17 protein-coding genes are annotated in these 17,094 nt (G+C 61.3%); 8 read left to right on the top strand and 9 right to left on the bottom strand.

Going from position 1 to position 17,094, the window contains the following annotated elements; genetic code table 11:
- Nucleotides 1-16: 16 nt before the first annotated feature.
- On the bottom strand, nt 17-166 hold the full coding sequence (locus Q1B27_RS10560) for a hypothetical protein (RefSeq protein ID WP_299847250.1): 150 nt from the start codon (nt 164-166) through the stop codon (nt 17-19).
- A gap of 97 nt (nt 167-263) precedes the next feature.
- On the opposite strand from Q1B27_RS10560, the gene Q1B27_RS10565 reads away from it, so the two are divergent.
- The 4 genes from Q1B27_RS10565 (at nt 264) to Q1B27_RS10580 (ending at nt 4,761) form a co-directional block, all read left to right on the top strand.
- Complete coding sequence (locus Q1B27_RS10565; protein WP_299847252.1) at nt 264-965, top strand: hypothetical protein; 702 nt, start codon at nt 264-266, stop codon at nt 963-965.
- A 140-nt stretch (nt 966-1,105) separates the two neighbouring features.
- A complete protein-coding gene (gene creD / locus Q1B27_RS10570; RefSeq protein WP_299847254.1) occupies nt 1,106-2,533 on the top strand; it encodes a cell envelope integrity protein CreD in 1,428 nt (475 codons plus the stop codon).
- 67 nt (nt 2,534-2,600) lie between these two features.
- A complete protein-coding gene (locus Q1B27_RS10575) occupies nt 2,601-4,244 on the top strand; it encodes an FAD-binding dehydrogenase (protein WP_299847256.1) in 1,644 nt (547 codons plus the stop codon).
- A gap of 115 nt (nt 4,245-4,359) precedes the next feature.
- Complete coding sequence (locus Q1B27_RS10580; protein WP_299847258.1) at nt 4,360-4,761, top strand: ACT domain-containing protein; 402 nt, start codon at nt 4,360-4,362, stop codon at nt 4,759-4,761.
- Between the two features lie 166 nt (nt 4,762-4,927).
- Here the strand turns inward: Q1B27_RS10580 and Q1B27_RS10585 are convergent, their stop codons facing one another.
- The 3 genes from Q1B27_RS10585 to rpe form a co-directional block, all read right to left on the bottom strand.
- Nucleotides 4,928-5,545 carry a class I SAM-dependent methyltransferase gene (locus Q1B27_RS10585; RefSeq protein ID WP_299847259.1) on the bottom strand — a complete coding sequence of 206 codons (618 nt, stop codon included), beginning with the start codon at nt 5,543-5,545 and terminating at the stop codon, nt 4,928-4,930.
- Between the two features lie 289 nt (nt 5,546-5,834).
- On the bottom strand, nt 5,835-7,115 hold the full coding sequence (locus Q1B27_RS10590) for an acetylornithine deacetylase/succinyl-diaminopimelate desuccinylase family protein (protein WP_299847261.1): 1,281 nt from the start codon (nt 7,113-7,115) through the stop codon (nt 5,835-5,837).
- A 146-nt stretch (nt 7,116-7,261) separates the two neighbouring features.
- A complete protein-coding gene (gene rpe / locus Q1B27_RS10595) occupies nt 7,262-7,948 on the bottom strand; it encodes a ribulose-phosphate 3-epimerase (protein WP_299847263.1) in 687 nt (228 codons plus the stop codon).
- 211 nt (nt 7,949-8,159) lie between these two features.
- On the opposite strand from rpe, the gene Q1B27_RS10600 reads away from it, so the two are divergent.
- The 4 genes from Q1B27_RS10600 (at nt 8,160) to cueR (ending at nt 12,561) form a co-directional block, all read left to right on the top strand.
- Entirely contained in the window at nt 8,160-9,182 is a 1,023-nt protein-coding gene (locus tag Q1B27_RS10600; protein WP_299847674.1) for a phosphotransferase family protein, read from the top strand.
- Complete coding sequence (locus Q1B27_RS10605; protein ID WP_299847265.1) at nt 9,179-9,595, top strand: PaaI family thioesterase; 417 nt, start codon at nt 9,179-9,181, stop codon at nt 9,593-9,595. The genes Q1B27_RS10600 and Q1B27_RS10605 overlap by 4 nt, the downstream gene beginning before the upstream one ends.
- 72 nt (nt 9,596-9,667) lie before the next feature.
- Entirely contained in the window at nt 9,668-12,163 is a 2,496-nt protein-coding gene (locus Q1B27_RS10610; RefSeq protein WP_299847676.1) for a heavy metal translocating P-type ATPase, read from the top strand.
- 11 nt (nt 12,164-12,174) lie between these two features.
- Nucleotides 12,175-12,561, top strand: a complete 387-nt coding sequence (cueR, locus tag Q1B27_RS10615) for a Cu(I)-responsive transcriptional regulator (protein ID WP_299847267.1) — start codon at nt 12,175-12,177, stop codon at nt 12,559-12,561.
- Nucleotides 12,562-12,567: 6 nt separating this feature from the next.
- Here cueR and Q1B27_RS10620 read toward each other — a convergent pair whose 3' ends face one another.
- From Q1B27_RS10620 to Q1B27_RS10640, 5 genes are read right to left on the bottom strand one after another with little or no spacing between them, the layout of a single operon-like run.
- Nucleotides 12,568-13,077, bottom strand: coding sequence for a DUF4334 domain-containing protein (locus Q1B27_RS10620; RefSeq protein WP_299847268.1), 510 nt, complete (start codon nt 13,075-13,077; stop codon nt 12,568-12,570).
- 42 nt (nt 13,078-13,119) lie between these two features.
- The gene (locus Q1B27_RS10625; protein WP_299847270.1) at nt 13,120-14,451 is read right to left on the bottom strand and encodes an FAD-binding oxidoreductase; all 1,332 of its coding nucleotides are present in this window, start codon (nt 14,449-14,451) and stop codon (nt 13,120-13,122) included.
- Nucleotides 14,448-15,179, bottom strand: coding sequence for an SDR family NAD(P)-dependent oxidoreductase (locus tag Q1B27_RS10630; protein WP_299847272.1), 732 nt, complete (start codon nt 15,177-15,179; stop codon nt 14,448-14,450). Before Q1B27_RS10630 ends, Q1B27_RS10625 begins: the two co-directional genes overlap by 4 nt.
- Nucleotides 15,179-15,907: an SDR family NAD(P)-dependent oxidoreductase gene (locus Q1B27_RS10635; protein WP_299847274.1), complete on the bottom strand. Its 729-nt coding sequence runs from the start codon at nt 15,905-15,907 to the stop codon at nt 15,179-15,181. Before Q1B27_RS10635 ends, Q1B27_RS10630 begins: the two co-directional genes overlap by 1 nt.
- The gene (locus tag Q1B27_RS10640; protein WP_299847276.1) at nt 15,904-17,094 is read right to left on the bottom strand and encodes a cytochrome P450; all 1,191 of its coding nucleotides are present in this window, start codon (nt 17,092-17,094) and stop codon (nt 15,904-15,906) included. Before Q1B27_RS10640 ends, Q1B27_RS10635 begins: the two co-directional genes overlap by 4 nt.

Raw genomic sequence — 17,094 nt, forward strand, 5'->3', positions numbered from 1 at the left:
TTGTAAGACTGACATCCTACAGCACGGCTGCAATGCTATTGGTCATGGCATGTAATACGCTGTCCGCCACCGCCAGGTTTGACAGCTTATGGTTTGCGGCAGCCACGTTGATTTCCATTTTGGCAGCGCCGTTCTTTATCTGGCTGACCAAGACCCAAAGGGGCATCGCACGTCACATACCTTTGTGGGATCTGCAAATCTTTCGACTGCTCTATTTTGCGGTTCTGTTTGTTCTGTCCCTGCTGCTGGCCATTTTCCTGCCGTTGAAATTCAGCCTGCCGATACTGATTGTGTTCGTTCCTGCCTATACGTTCTGTTTTCTGATGCCCGGCGCGATCTATGCGCCCTATCAACACCTACGCCCAGCACGTCCAGTGTTTCTGTCGACCTATGGTGTCGATCCAGGTTTGCGCAAAGATACCCGATTTCGGTTCGCTTGTACTTTGATGTTGCTGCTCATCCTCGCGGCATTTGTGTCGGTCGCGGCTGATGAGTTCTGGATTGCACCGCCCTGGTCTTCCGTTGTGTTCCTGAGCATTTATTCCACCCTGTCTGTATTTTTGGTGTCGTATTGCTACATGTTTTGGAGACAGCAGCGGCAACGTATCAAAAACCCCCGCCTCCACGTACTGGATTTCCTGACCTGGGGCCTTGCGCTTCTGGCGATTGGTTTCTTTTTGGGGAAATCCATAACGCACGGCATTTTTTCAGGCATTCTTCACGAACAAAGCGTTCAACTTGATGAAACACGGACCTATGAAATTCTTGGCAAGAAAAATTGCATCAAAGGCCGGTGCAAAGTAGCAGTCCAACCCCAAGACCCACTCTCCATCACTGAAGAACACAAGCTTATTCGCAGCACAATTTATGAACGTGCCCGTGTGGGCGACACGCTTGAATTTTCCGGAACACGCAGCACATTCGGGTTCAAGCCAGAGAATGTCCGCATCATCCCGCGTGGATGACGCCCCCTAGCGACCTCCATTGCCTGAAATGATCAGGCCTTGTCCGTAAATCTGCTGAAATCCTGCACAACCTCCCCCTGCCGCTTGCACAAACCGATGACTATCTCTTGGGGGACGTTCAACAGACAGGAAGTTCTCTCATGCTACGATCCCCCGGCCTGCGGTTTTTCATCGTGGGGCTTCTCATCCTCCTCATGTTCATCCCAATCCTTTTTGTCAGCGAGATCATTAACGATCGCGCCAACTATAACCGCTCGACCCGCGACAGCGTCGGCCAGGAATGGGGCGGGCGGCAGTTGATCAGCGGCCCGGTTCTGGTGGTGCCGGTGCAGGAAACAGTGACCGTGCGCGAAAAGCGTCAGGTGCTGGATCCGCTGACCGGTGAACAAAAGCTTGATGCCGATGACAAGCCAGTCTTTCGTCATGTCGATGTGCAAAAGACCGTCAACCGCGATCCGGTTTTCCTTTATCCCAACCAGTTCACCACCAGCATCGACACCACCACGCAGGAACGTCACCGAGGCATCTTTACCGTCCCGGTCTATACTGCCAGCGCCGAGATGAGTTTTGATTTCCCGACCGATGCCGTGGCCGAGGCGCTCAGAGGCAAAGAAGTCGCCATCTGGGAAAAATCCGAGATCGAGCTGCATGTCACGTCCAACCGGGCGCTGCGTGGCGCGGCCGAGCTGACCACCGGCACAACATCGTTGCAGATGGAGCCGTTGGCCCCCAATGACAACCGCATCGGTGGTCTGCGCGCACCAACGGGCGATCCGCGCAAACATGGGGCTTACAAGATGAAGCTGGGCTTCAACGGGGCACAAACCCTGTCGATCGCCCCCGTGGGTCGCACCAGCAAAGTGTCCTTTACCAGCGACTGGGCGCACCCCTCGTTCAACGGGGCCTTTCTGCCGAATGAGTATGAGGCGTCGGAAGAGGGCTTTACCGCAAACTGGCTGATCCCGCATCTGGCCCGGCCCTTGCCGCAGGTCTCGCGCGACAATCAGGAATACACCGCCCGGCACGAGGCCAGCTTTGGCGTCGATTTCTATCAACCCAACGATTTCTACCAGAAATCCTATCGCGCGGCGCGCTATGGCCTGATGTTCATCGGGCTGACCTTCCTGACGATTTTCCTGATCGAAGGCCAGGCCAAACGCCCCACCCATCCGGTGCAATACCTGCTGGTGGGCCTCGCGCAATCCACCTTCTTCCTGTTGATGCTGGCGCTGGCAGAACAACTCGGGTTCGGCGCGGCCTATCTGGTAGCGGGCGGGGCCACGGTCGCGCTGGTCACGGCTTACGGTGCGACCGCATTGGCGCTTGGCAAACGCACCATCGTGCTGGGGCTGTTACTGACCCTGCTTTATGCCGTGCTCTACCTGATCCTGCGCAGTGCCGACTATGCGCTTCTGGCCGGGTCGATCCTTGCGTTCGGGGCGATAGCGGGCACCATGTACGCCACGCGGAACGAAAACTGGTACGGCGAAAAACGCGAGCATTCAGGCTTTGGCTGGTTCCGCAAAGCACCGCCACCAGCACCCGAGGTGAAAAAACCGCAACACTGACGCCGATTTTTTCCCCAACGACCCCAGCCTTTTGCTAGGCTGGGGTTATCTGTTTAAGGGACGTTGTATGTACAAAGCCGATATTATTATCGTCGGCGGTGGTCTGGCCGGTCTTGCAGCCGCACACGAGGCCACCAATCGGGGACGCAAAGTATTGCTGGTAGATCAGGAAGGCCCGCAATCACTCGGGGGACAGGCATTCTGGTCTCTGGGCGGTCTTTTCATGGTGAACACCCCCGAACAACGTCGCATGGGCATCCGCGACAGCCACGAGCTTGCCTTGAAAGACTGGATGGGCAGCGCCCGGTTCGACCGTCCCGAAGACGCCATGCCGCAGAAATGGGCCAACGCGTATCTTGATTTCGCAGCCGGTTCGATGCGCGGTTACCTGCGCGAGTTGGGGATGCGCTGGTTTCCGGTCGTCGGTTGGGCCGAACGCGGCGGTGCGGCGGCCATGGGCCACGGCAATTCCGTGCCGCGCTTTCACATCACCTGGGGCACCGGCGAAGGCATCGTCGCCCCCTTCGTCCGACGCACATTAGAGGCGATCGACATCGGCCTGCTGCGCCTTGCCTTCCGCCACAAGGTCACCACGCTTGAGATCAGCGACGGCCGCGCCACCGGCATTTCCGGTCATATCCTGGCCGACGATTCCGCCCCGCGCGGCGCCGCCACCAATCGCAGCCGCGTCAGCGATTTCACCTATCAGGCAGAAAGCGTCCTCATCACCTCCGGCGGTATCGGCGGTGATCATCAAAAAGTCCGCGATCTCTGGCCGGTGGACCGTCTGGGCACGCCGCCCCAGAAAATGGTCGCCGGCGTGCCGGATTACGTCGACGGCCAGATGCAGGACGCCGCCAAGGCCGCCGGTGCCGATGCCATCAACGAGGATCGCATGTGGCACTATTGCGAGGGCCTGCGGAACTGGAACCCGATCTGGCCCAATCACGGCATCCGTATCCTGCCGGGTCCGTCCGCGATTTGGCTGGACGCAATGGGCGACAGGATGCCCCCCCCCTGTTTGCCCGGCTTTGACACGCTTTCGACGCTCAAGCGCATCCTGTCCACGGGTCACGAACATAGTTGGTTCATCCTGACGCAGAAGATCATCGAAAAGGAATTCGCGCTTTCGGGCAGCGAACAGAACCCGGACCTGACCTCGGGAAAATGGCTCAATGTGCTGCGCGAACGGCTGGGCAAGGGTGCCACCCGCGCGGTCGAGGCGTTCAAGGAGAAGGGCGAAGATTTCGTCGTGGCCGACAGTCTGGAGGCACTCGTCGCCGGTATGAACCGCCTGACGCCCGACAACCCGCTTGAGCTTGATCATATCCGGAACCAGATCGCCGAACGGGACGCGCCGCTGACCGATCCTTCGGCCAGTGATGAACAGATCAGCGCCATCCACCATGCCCGCACCTACCGCGGCGACAAGTTGATCCGCACCGCCAAACCGCATGCCATTCTTGATCCACAGAACGGCCCGCTGATTGCCGTGCGCCTCAATATCCTGACCCGGAAATCTCTGGGCGGTCTGCATACCAACCTGGAATCCCAGGTCCTTCGCCCCGACGGCACCGTGTTCGACGGCCTTTACGCCGCAGGCGAAGTCGCCGGTTTCGGCGGCGGCGGCTATCACGGCTACAACGCCCTGGAAGGCACCTTTCTGGGCGGCTGCATCTTCTCCGGGATGACGGCAGGGCAGAACGCTTGATCCGTGATACCGGCCAAAATCAGCTTCATCCCTCCTTTCGCTTCCAATCGCTTTCAAAGTAGAATGCGTCGGGTGCCTTTTAGCGCGCAAATTTTCAATCCGGATCGGAGCCAATGTGAGCGGCGAGACAAATCTGAACAAACTCATTGCATCACTTTCGGCCGTTCTGGTCGAAGGTCTTTACGTGTTTGTGACCGTGCAAGCGGATCAACGGCCAAAAGACCTGGTGCCTCGCATGAGCTTTGAAGAAGCTGAGGGGACAACCCTTATCATATTGAAATCTCAGGCGGAAAAGCATGGATTGCCATATGAATTCCCATGTCGGATGATCACCCTGAACATTCATTCATCCCTCGAGGCGGTAGGATTCATGGCTCGTATCGCGTCGGAACTCGCCAAGCATGAGATGGGTGTGAACCCGGTTTCAGGCTTTTTCCACGATCATATTTTTGTTCCTGATGGCCGCGAGGGCGATGCCATGAAAGCATTGCAACAACTCGCGATGGCGCACCGGTAACCCAGAGGGCAGAAAAAACCGCTAAGTCGCCGTACCCCCAAAAAGCACGGTTATTTGCCTCAGGTGGCGGGCTTGCCATGCTTTGCGTCTTCTGAAACCAGCCGCTGTCCGGTCCAGGCTCAACATACATGATCCGGCGCAAAGATTTTGGGCCACTTCCCGGGTTCTAACGCTTTTGCCACTCCATCATCATGAGATACGGCATCCTCTCATACGCCTTGATTCTGCTCTCCAGACCGCTGGTTGGTTCCGGCTCGTCAAAATGCGTAAGTGTCAGATCATTTGCCAAAAAGGTTTTCATGTATCTCGAAAGCGGGCGATGCCAGTTCTGGACACGCAGACCGCTCCATTCAAACCAATGCTTCCCTTCCTCCAGATACAGCCCAAGGGGCCGCAATTCTTCACCGGTATCTTTGCAATAGCGCCGTCCGACCACACTGCTTGATGTCGCAAAACTGGACAGATTCGCGACAAGCAACCGCCCCCCGGGCTTCAGGACCCTCGACATCTCGCGGACAGCATTTTCAAGCTGGTCGATATCAATGAGCGACAGGTAGGAAACAACAAGGTCAAAGGCGCTGTCCTCAAACGGCAATTCTTCCGCAAATCCAACGGTATATCTTCCATCGGGGTGCTTTTCTCTTGCGGCGTCGATCATGGTATCGACGGGATCGACACCAAAGGTTTTCACATCGAGTTTTTCCAACTTGCGACAAAAGCGACCCTCGCCACAACCGACATCCAGTGCGGTTATCGGCATGAATTCCCTGATCCGATCCAGCATCGGTTTGTCCAGAACATGCTGTCGCGAAAAATCACCATCATCGCCCACGCCATCTATCCAGGCCAAAGCAGAGGAGACCCATCCATTTTCGTCCGGATCACGCATTTCATCACCTCTCCCCATTTCGCCTTAAACTCACGATCTATGCTTCATCAAAGACGGAAAGCAGACACAACAGGGAAATTTGGAAACAGCAGCAAAACCCCGCCTTCCCTCTTGCCCATAAGGCCCGCCTAAATCGCCGCGCGAGGGTGTCAGGGAGGGCGGGTGGGACGCCCGAGCGCGGCGATCACCCCGCCAGCAAATCCCGCAACGACAATGCCATCACCTGCGCCGACTGCACCATATCCTCGATCCCGATATATTCATCCGGCTTATGTGCCAGGTCCAATATGCCCGGCCCGTAGGCGATGCAGTTCTTCAGCCGCCCGATCCGGTCGATATGTTTCTGATCGTAGGTGCCAGGGCTGACCACGTAATCCGGCTCCCGCCCGAAGGTTTGCGAAACCGCCTTCGCGACCGACACCACCACCGGCGCGTCACGCTCGGTCATCGTCGGCAACACCCGGTGCAGTTCGCGGATGTCGTAGTCAAAGCTCTCGCGCCCCGCCCGTACCCGTTCCAGCACGGCGCGGATCTCCGCTTCGACCTCGTCAATATCCTCTTCGATCAAAAAACGCCGGTCGATCACCATCCGGCAACGGTCCGGCACACAGGGGCTTGGCAGTCCGGTATAGTCAGCCTCCTGTTCGGCTTCGCCGCCATGAATTGAATTGATGTTGAGCGTCGATTGCTTGGCCCCGTCCGGCACCACCGGCATTTCGGTGCGTTTCTCGGACAAAGCTGGAAACAGGCTTTCTTCCATCTCGGCCACCACCGCTCCCATGTGCCGCACCGCGCAATCCCCAAGAAAGGGCATTGAGCCATGGGCAATCTCGCCCTTGGTCTCGATCTCGGCCCACCAGACACCGCGATGACCCAGGCAGATGCGGTCCTTGTTCAACGGCTCTGGTATGATCACATGCTGCACCCGGTCCGGGCTGAAATACCCTTTCTCGGCCAGATAGGCGACTCCGCCAAAACCACCGGATTCCTCGTCCGCCGTGCCGCTGATCTCGATCGCACCCACGTAATCCGGGCAGAGGGCAATAAATGCCTCGGCGGCCACGATACTGGCGGCCAGCCCGCCCTTCATGTCACAGGATCCGCGGCCATAGATGCGCCCATCCCGCACCTCGCCGCCAAACGGATCGGTGGTCCAGCCATGCCCGACCTCGACCACGTCGATATGTGAATTGAAATGCACGCAGTCTCCGGCGCCTACCCCCTCGCGCCGGGCCACGATGTTCCAGCGCGGATGCCGGTCGCTGTCGCCGATCGCACCCTTGGCCCGGATCAGTTCGGTATGAAACCCGGCCCGCAGCAGGCGGCGATCCAGATAATCGCAAATCTCGCGATAATTTTCCCCCGGCGGGTTCAGCGTCGGGATACGGATCAGATCCTGGGTCAGCGCCACCAGATCATCACGCCGCGCGGCCACCTCTGCCTTGAGTTTTTCCGTCTGATCCATCTCCGGCCTCCCCTGTCCGACTATGCGGCGCGGCCCGCATACGGGCAAGGATTTCCGGCCAGAACGTACGTCCCGTACGCAGGTGACCCAAAAGACCCCGATTTACGTACGAAACACGCGTACGGATCGTACGTATTGTACGTTTCTCAGGCGGCGTCAGTGGCGGTGCGGATGGCGCGGATGTTGTCACCGTAAGGGGCGGGATTCACGACCGAGCCGCCCTTGAACACTGCCGACCCGGCCACCAGAACATCCGCCCCGGCCTCGGCCATCAGCGGCGCTGTTTCCGGCGTGATGCCACCGTCAATCTCGATATGGATGGGCCGATCGCCAATCATGGCGCGCAGTTTGCGGACCTTGTCGATCTGGCTGTGAATGAATTTTTGCCCGCCAAATCCGGGGTTTACGGTCATCACGCAGATCAGGTCAACCATATCCAGAAGGTAATCCAGATCCTCGATCCCCGTCCCGGGATTTAGCGCCAGCCCGGCCTTGCACCCAGCGCCGCGAATGGCCTGCAACGTCCGGTGCACATGCGGCCCGGCCTCCAGATGCGCGGTCAGGATGTCCGCGCCGGCGTCGGCAAAGGCGTTAATGTATTGATCTACCGGGGAAATCATCAGGTGCACATCCATCACCGTCTTGATATGCGGGCGGATTGCCGCACAAAGCGGCGGACCGAATGTGAGGTTCGGCACGAAATGCCCATCCATCACATCGACATGGATCCAATCGGCCCCCTGCGCTTCAACGCATTGAATTTCCTGACCAAAATTCGCAAAGTCGGCGGACAGGATCGACGGGGCGATCTTGATCTTGCGGTCGAAACTCATGGGCTTTCTCCTGATCTGGACACGGGGCCTGATTTCTCATGCGGCCTGATGCGCACAAGGTCAAGACCCGCGCCAGACCCATGTCGGTATTACGTCAGTAAAACGTCGGTATTCCGTCGGTGCCCAACACCGAAACCGCACAAGGCGTGCTGAGAATTGAACCCGCCCGCCACTTGTGCGACCGTCCGGCAAGGGGTGTCCGATGACCGCAATGACCACCGCAGAACAGAGCGCCGTTTCCGACTGGCTGACCGACCACCTTGCAGGGGCCGGGCCGGTTCTGAGCAGCGAGAAATTCAGCGGCGGACAGTCCAACCCGACTTACCGACTGACCACGCCCGACACGACCTATGTGCTGCGCCGCAAGCCGCCGGGGGTATTGCTGAAATCCGCCCATGCGGTCGATCGCGAGTTCCGCGTACAACGGGCACTTGCCGGTTCCAACGTGCCCGTCGCACGAATGTATGCGCTCTGCGAAAATGACAATGTGATCGGATCGGCCTTTTACATCATGGAAGAGGTGCAGGGCCGCATATTCGACGACCCGCGCCTGCCCGAACTTGCTGCGGATCAACGCGCCGCGATCATGGATGAGATGAATTGCGTTCTGGCCGCCGTCCACGACATCGACCTGAGTGCCACGGGACTCGCTGATTACGGCCCTACCGGCAACTACTGCCAGCGCCAGCTGGACCGCTGGACCACGCAATATCATACCACCCAGACCGGGGATCTGCCCGCGATGACCGCGCTGATTGACTGGCTGGGCGACAACATGCCCGACGATGACGGCCAGCGCACGCTGGTGCATGGCGACTATCGTCTGGACAACCTCCTATTCGCGCCCGAGGGCACCAACTGCCGCGCCGTGCTGGATTGGGAACTTTCCACCATCGGTCACCCGTTTGCCGATCTGGCCAGCGTGATCATGCAATGGCAGATGCCCCCCGGACGCGAGGGGCGCGGGCTGGCCGGTGTTGACCGCGCGGCGCTTGGCCTGTGGTCGGATCAACAGTTCATCGACGCCTATTGCCAGCGCAGAGGCCTGAAACCCATCCGGAATTTCAACTTCTACCTCGCCTTTTGCTATTTCCGAATGGGGGCGATATTGCAGGGGGTGAAGAAACGCGCGCTGGATGGCAACGCCTCGGACCCGGACCGCGCGCTGAGGCTGGGCGCGCATGTGCCCGAATTTGCACGACAGGGCCTTGAGGCCGCGAAAGGTGCCGGATGACCACCCCCGATCTTGACCCAAAACTTGTCGAGGACAGCTATCCGCTGCAACAGCATCTGGGCTTTCAGATGACCGCCTGGCAGCCGGATTACGCCCGGATCGAAGTGCCGCTGACCAAGGTGTTGATGAACCGTCAGGGCCTGCCGCATGGCGGGGTGCATGCCACGCTGCTCGATAGCGCGATGGGTTTTGCGGGCTGCTACACCGGTGATCCGGACCGGCGGCAAATGGCGCTGACCCTGTCGCTGACGGTGAACTATCTGGCGCAGGCCGAGGGCAGCCACCTGATCGCCGAAGGCTGGCGGGTGGGCGGCGGGCGCAAGACCTATTTCGCCGAAGGCAAGGTCAGCGACGCGCTAGGCACGGTGATCGCCACCGCCACCGGCGTTTTCCGCTATCGCAGCATGGAATGATCGCACCCCCTTGACCTTCCAGTGACTGGAGACCTTATCTGTATCGTGACGACTCAGATGATCGAGACCCGGATGACCGCGCCACAGACACTTCGGATTGAAATTGACGGCATGTCCTGCGCCGGATGCGCTGGCCGTGCCGAACGGGCGCTGACCGCCCTGCCCGGCATCCGTGACGTGTCGGTGAATTTCGCCGCCGGATCGGCGCAGATGCAGCTGGTTAGCGCCGAGCTGCATGAGGTGACCGAAGCACTGAACGCCGCCGGGTACCCGGCGCGCGCGCGGGAAATTACCCTGTCGATCAGGGATCTGAGCTGTGCATCCAGCGTTGGTCGGGCCGAGGCAGCGCTGCATGCCGTGCCGGGCGTGGTGACGGCCAGCGTCAACCTGGCCAGCGCGCAGGCGCAGGTAAGGTTCCTGGCGGGCATGACCGATGCGGAAACGCTGGCGCGGGCGCTGACACAGGCCGGGTATCCCGCGCATCAACATGACGCCGCAGCCGATGACCAGACCGACCGCCGCCAGCAAGAAGCGCAACACGCCAGACGTAGCTTTCTGATCGCCGCCATCCTGACCCTGCCAGTTTTCGTGCTGGAGATGGGCAGCCATTTCATCCCCGGCATGGCGGGGCTGATCGACGATACGATGGGGCGGCAGAATTCTTGGATGCTGCAATTCATCCTGACGACGATTGTTCTTTTCTGGCCGGGGCGCGAATTCTTTACCCGCGGCATACCGGCGCTGATCCGGGCCGCGCCGGATATGAACAGCCTTGTCGCGCTTGGGACAAGCGCCGCCTGGGCCTTTTCGACCCTGTCGCTTCTTGCCCCCTCCCTGCTGCCCGCTGAGACGCTGGCAGTTTACTTCGAGGCGGCGGCAGTGATCGTCACGCTGATCCTGCTGGGCCGCTGGCTTGAGGCGCGGGCCAAGGGCCGGACCGGTGCCGCGATCCGCAAGCTGATCGGATTGCAGCCCAAGACCGCACAGGTCGAACGCGGCGGTGAGGTCATCGAACTGGCCATCGAAGAGGTAACCGTGGGCGACATCCTGCATGTCCGCCCCGGTGAGCGGATCGCCGTGGATGGCGAAGTGACCGAGGGCAGCTCTTACGTCGACGAATCCATGATCTCGGGCGAGCCGGTGCCGGTGGCGAAAGACCCGGGCGCGGCAGTTGTCGGCGGCACGATCAATGGCAGCGGCGCGCTGGCGTTCCGTGCCACCAAGGTGGGCCGCGACACGGTTCTGGCGCGGATCATCGCGATGGTGGAACAGGCGCAGGGGGCCAAGCTGCCGATACAGGCGCTGGCGGACCGGGTGGTGCGGGTCTTCGTGCCGGTGGTGATCGTGCTGGCGGTGCTGACGGTTCTGGTCTGGGGTTTTTATGGCCCCGCCCCGGTGCTGAGCTATGCGCTGGTGGCGGGCGTGTCGGTCCTGATCATCGCCTGCCCCTGCGCGATGGGTCTGGCGACGCCAACTTCGATCATGGTGGGCACGGGCCGCGCGGCGGAACTGGGCGTGCTTTTCCGCAAGGGCGACGCGTTGCAGCAGTTGGACGAGGTGCAGGTGATCGCCTTTGACAAGACCGGCACGCTGACAGAAGGGCAGCCAACGCTGATCCGGATGGACCTGGCCCAAGGGTTTGAACGCGACGTGGTGCTGCGCCTGGTGGCGGCGGCCGAGGGCAAGTCAGAGCACCCTATCGGGCGCGCGATCGAGGCGGCGGCACGCGGGTTGAACCTGCCGAACGTGTCAGGTTTCACGGCCATCGGCGGGCATGGGTTGCGCGCAAAGGTCGAGGGCCGCGACGTGTTGGTCGGCACCGAACGGCTGATGCAGCGCGAGGGCATTTCCTGCGATGCGTTTGCCGGGGCGGTCACGGCGATGGCCGCCAAGGGACAAACCCCGGTCTTTGCCGCCATTGACGAAACACTGGCGGCGGCAATGGCGGTGTCGGACGCGATCAAACCCTCGGCGCGGGCGGTTGTCGAACGGCTGCATGCGGCAGGGTTGAAAGTGGCGATGATCACCGGCGATACCGAGGCGACGGCGCAGGCCATCGCTGGCGAGCTGGGCATAGATCACGTCACCGCCGGCGTCCTGCCCGAAGGCAAGGTTGAGGCCGTGCACGCCTTGCAGGACCGGTTCGGCGCGGTGGCCTTCGTCGGCGACGGCATCAATGACGCCCCCGCGCTGGCCCGGGCCGAGGTCGGACTGGCCGTGGGCAGTGGCACGGATGTGGCAATAGAAGCCGCCGATATTGTGCTGATGTCGGGCGATCTGTCGGGCGTGGTCAATGCACTGCACCTGTCGCGCCGCACGATGCGCAACATCCGGCAGAACCTGTTCTGGGCCTTTGCCTATAACGCCGCGCTGATTCCGGTTGCCGCGGGTGTGCTCTATCCGCTGACAGGGATGCTCTTGTCGCCGATGCTGGCGGCGGGGGCGATGGCATTGTCGTCGGTCTTTGTGCTGAGCAACGCGTTGCGCCTGCGCGGGATGACGCCCGCGATGCACGCGCAATCCGATCCAGCGCCGCAACACCGGCTGCACGCCGCCGCCGCAGAATGAAGGAGGGCAATATGAACATCGGGGACGTGGCCAAGCGCATCGACATGCCGGTCAAGACCATCCGCTATTACGAGGATATCGGTCTGATCAGCCCGCTGCGCGACACCAATGGTTACCGCGTGTTTCGCGAAACCGACATGCACAAGCTGGCCTTTCTGGGCCGCGCCCGCGCGCTTGGTTTCTCGATCGAGGATTGCCGCACCCTGATGGCGCTGTACGAAGATGAGACCCGCGCCAGTGCCGATGTAAAGCAACTGGCGCAAGAGCATCTGAAACAGATCGAGGACAAGATCGCGCAGTTGCAATCCATGCAGGCCACCCTGACCGAACTGGTCCATGCCTGTGCCGGGGATAACCGCCCCGATTGCCCGATCCTGAAAGACCTTGCCTCCGGTTAGAAACGCCTATTTGCGTTCCAGCAGAAAGAAGAACGGGCACGCGTCAACCCGGAGATCCATCAGACCCATCAGGCGCTGATCATCGACCCGGCGGAAATGATCTATGATCGCCTTCTGGTCATAGATCATCGCGGCGGAGCTGACGCCCTCATACGTAACCATACGCAACCGCGCCTTCGGCTTTCCGGTCCTGAAAAGCGGGCAGATCAGATAGAAAATCTGGCGCATGAACGGCCAATGGGCAAGGTTCAGCGCCCGCATCAGCGACAAGGACATCAGGCCGGGGTTGAGGCTGATCTGGCCCATGATGCTGCGATGAATAAGCGGGTGCACCTCCTCGGCACTGTCAAAGCGTTTTCCGACCCAGCCCGAGACCTCAAGCAGCGCATCCAGCGGGTGCCCGGTCGCAATCCCGCTGCCAGACCAGCCGCCAAGCAGATCCGCCACCTCGACCGGCGGCAGCGACGCGAAAAGCGCCGCGACCTCATCGTTTGGCATCTGCTTTGGAATATCCATCCAGGCCACGTTAGGCAGGCAAAGCCGTGGCGTCAAACGCCGTCAGATTTCGCGGCCCGCCTTGTACTCGCCCCACCGCAGCACGGCCCTGGCGCCAAGGGTTGCGAAGGGTTCGGGCGGCAGGCGCGAGGGCAGTGGTTGGTCCAGCACCTGATCCAGCAGATCCGATCCGACACCCGAGGCCAGATCGGCCATCAGCATCCCGTGCAGCGTACCCTTGGCCACGCCCAGCCCGTTCTGACAGCAGGCGGAATAAAGCCCCTCGTCCACCTCGCCCAAGGCAGGCGCGCCATTGCGGCTGAGGCACAGCCGCCCGCCCCAGCGATATTCCATCTCAACCCCTTTGAGCATCGGAAACCGCGCGGCAAACCCCTTGTCGTGATCGCACGCCATGCGGGCCAGTTTACCCTCGCTGATCTGCATCGACGGGTCATAGCTGAACCGGTTGCGCACGATGATCCGGTCGCCGCCGGTGCCGGAAATCCGCCGCACGGTCGAGCCCATTGGATCGGCAGGTGTCAGCCCCCATCGGCGATCACCGCCTAGCGTTTTGATTTCATCCGGTGTCAGCGCGCGGGTCATCGAGCCGTAAAGGTGGATATGCATCAACCGGCCCCTGAAATGGCCGAAGCTGTTGGCGTGGCCATTCACTCCCAGAATGACCTTGGGCGCGGTAACGGACCCGTTCGGCGTTTGCGCTGTCCAGTCACGATCCCGCTGCAACCGGATCACCGGGGCGTTTTCATAAAGGCTGACCCGGTTCGACCTCAGCCCCTTTGCCATGCTGCGGACGAACAGGGCAGGCTGCACCAGCCCGGCCCCCGGCGTGACAAGACCGCTTTGATAGTAGGACGTGCCGGTGATCTGGTGCATCTGCGCGGCATCCAGCATCTCGTGCGGCTCGTTCATATTCGTCAGATGCTGCGCGTATTCCAGGTTATGGGCATGGCCGTGATCCGAGGCGGCGGCGTTGATCTTGCCGGGGCGATCAAACGCCTCTTTGCTCAGGCCGAACTCTGTCGCCATCTGCGCCGTAAAGTCGATGGCCGCGCGGTTGGCGGCAGCATCCTTGCGGTCACGTTCCATCTGGCCGCCATAGCCCTCGGATGTCAGGTGATGCGGCAGGTCGATCATGAAGCCAGTATTGCGCCCGGCGGGGCCTTCGCCGATGCGTTTCGCCTCCAGCAGCACGATGCGGGCATCCGGGTGCAGGATCGACAGACGGCGCACGGCGGCAAGCCCGGCAAAACCGCCGCCAATCACCAGCCAGTCGGCGGTGATATGATCGCTAAGCTCATCCGGTGCATCCGGCGCGGGCAGGATGGCGTTCCAGCCCGAGATGCCGGTGTCGACAGGCAGGCGTCTGATTTTCATGGCAGGCTCAATTGTGCGGTGCGGCCACCGTCGATGGTATAGACCTGCCCGGTGACAAAACTTGCCTCATCCGAGGCCAGCCAGCAGATCAGCTGCGCCACTTCCGCGGGCGTGCCGGTCCGGCGCACCGGATGAATACCGCCGATCTGTGCACGGAACGCCTCCGGATCGCCCAGGCTTTCGATGAAATCCACGTTGAGCGGCGTGTCGATCCAACCCGGTGCAACAGCGTTGCAGCGCACCCCATCGGGACCATGATCGACAGCCACCGCGCGGGACAGCCCGTGCAGCCCCGCCTTTGAGGCACAATAGGCCGGGTGGCGCGGGTTCGATCCCAGCCCTTCGATCGAACCGACATTGACGATGGCTCCGCTGTTCTGCTTCAGCAATGGCATGGCGTGGCGCGTCAGCAGGAACGGCGCGGTCAGGTTGACCTGTAGTTGCAGGTGCCAGTCGGCCTCAGAAGTTTCTTCGACCGTGCCTTCGCGCATGACGCCGGCATTGTTGATCAGGATATCAAGCTGCCCGGCGGTCTGCGCAATGTGGTCGATCACCTGTGCCGGTGCCGTTGGGTCGGCGAAATCGGCGGCGATAGCTTCGTGATCCGCCGCGCCACGTTGCGCAGTAAAGACCCGTGCGCCCTGCTCTGCCAGTAGCCGCGCCGTGGCCTGCCCCATACCGCTGGAGGCGCCGGTAACCAGGGCGGTTTTGTTTGCAAACCGTCCCATCACGCCACCGGTTTCGCGCCGTTGACCTCGACCAGCGCGCCGCAGACATAGCGCGCCGCATCCGAGGCCAGGAAGGTGATCACGTCGACGATGTCCTGCGGTTCAGCGATCCGGCCCAGGGGCACGCTGGCATTCAGGTCATCGACCGCCTTGTCGGGATCGAGCCCGCGAATGGCAAAGCCGGTGCGCAGCATGGGTGTGTTGACCTCATTCGGGCAGACGGCGTTGACGCGGATGCCCTGTGGCGCGTGATCGCGGGCGAGGCATTGGGTAAGCGAGGCGATCGCCGCCTTGGACATGATGTAAAGCGGATGGTTGGGGCCGGGGCTGAGGCCCCAGCAGGATGCGGTGTTGACGATGGTGCCGCCTTTGTGCGCCATGATCGGGATGGCCGCGCGGCACAGCCGGAAAGGCGCTTCGACATTCACGCCCATGGTCAGGGCGTAATCGGCATCGGTGGCCTGGGTGATGTCACCCCGGGTGATGACACCCGCGTTGTTGCAGAGGATATCAAGGCTGCCAAGCGCTTCGGTCACCTGCCCCGGCAGCGCATCGCAAAAGGCCTTGTCCAGCAGATCGCCATCGAAATGCGCGTCAGCCTCGATCCCGGATGTATCGCGGTCCGTTACCGCCACCCGCGCGCCCTCGGCCCTGAGCGTGGCAACAAGCGCCTTGCCGATACCGCCGGCGGCACCGGTAACCAGTGCGGTTTTGCCTTGGAACCTCATGGGCTTACCTCATATCTGATAGGGAGTTTGATCGCCCCGGTATTGCCACTGTCGGGCATCCAGTCGGGCGTGCCGTCATAGGCGATTGTGGCGAAAGTCTCGCGCAGGGCGGTCAGCGCCGCGGCCATGTCGGTGCGGGCCACGAAATGCCCGATGCAGTGATGCGCCCCACCGCCAAAACCGAAATGTTGTTTACGCGGCAGGGTGATGTCGAAAGTCGGATTATCGCAGATCTCGGGATCGCGCGCCGAGGCGTGAACCAGCAGATGCAGGACAGTGCCCCTGGCAATGGTGCGGCCATTCATCTCGATCTGCTCGGTGGCCTCGCGCGTGGCCCAGGTGGTTGTCGGACGGGCACGGATGAATTCCTCGACAGCCGCCGGGATCAGCGACGCATCGGCGCGCAACGCCTGCCATTGCACGGGGTGCTCGATGAAAAGCGACAGGCCAAGCCCAAGCAATGCGCGGGTAGTATCAACCCCGCCGAAGATCGAGATGACGATGGTGTTGAGCAATTCTTCGTGGCTGCAATCGCCGTTGCGGTCGAATTCCGCCACCATCCGGGCGACGTAGCTGTCGGTGTCGCGCCCCTGCCGCACCCGGACCACCAGCCGCGCGGCCAGATCGAACAGGCGTTCACAGGCGGCATTGCAACGGCTCTCGTAGTGTTTGGCGGTGATGCCCATCGCCAGTCCCAGCTCCGAGGCATCATGGGCGACGCCCGGCCATTCATCCGGCGAAAGGTCCAGCAACGTGGCGATGACCTGTCCGGTGAACGGATCGCTGAAGGCCGATTGAAATTCCGCGTGGTCGGTCTGGCGTAGCCCGGCACAGAGATCACGCGCTATGCGCAGGAAGGTGGGCGCCAATCCCGTCACATAATCCTCGCTCAGCGCGGGCACGGCGAGGGCGCGCATGCGCTGATGCGCCGGGCCTTCCTGGCCGATGACCGATTGCCGCCAGAAATCGGCGAACCTGCCGCTGATCCCCACCGTGTCGGGCCAGTTGTGACTGCCCTGCCGGAATCGTTTGTCGCGCAGGATTTTACCAACTTCACGGTAGCGCAGTACGGCCAGGCCATAGGGTGTCTCGGCACACCAATCCGCGTCGCGCGCGGCCAGAACTTGCGCCCCCCGGGTTGAAAACCCCGGATCGGCAAGGTCCAGATATGCCAGCGTGCCCGCCAT

Source organism: uncultured Roseovarius sp. (assembly GCF_947489715.1).
Taxonomy (GTDB): domain Bacteria; phylum Pseudomonadota; class Alphaproteobacteria; order Rhodobacterales; family Rhodobacteraceae; genus Roseovarius.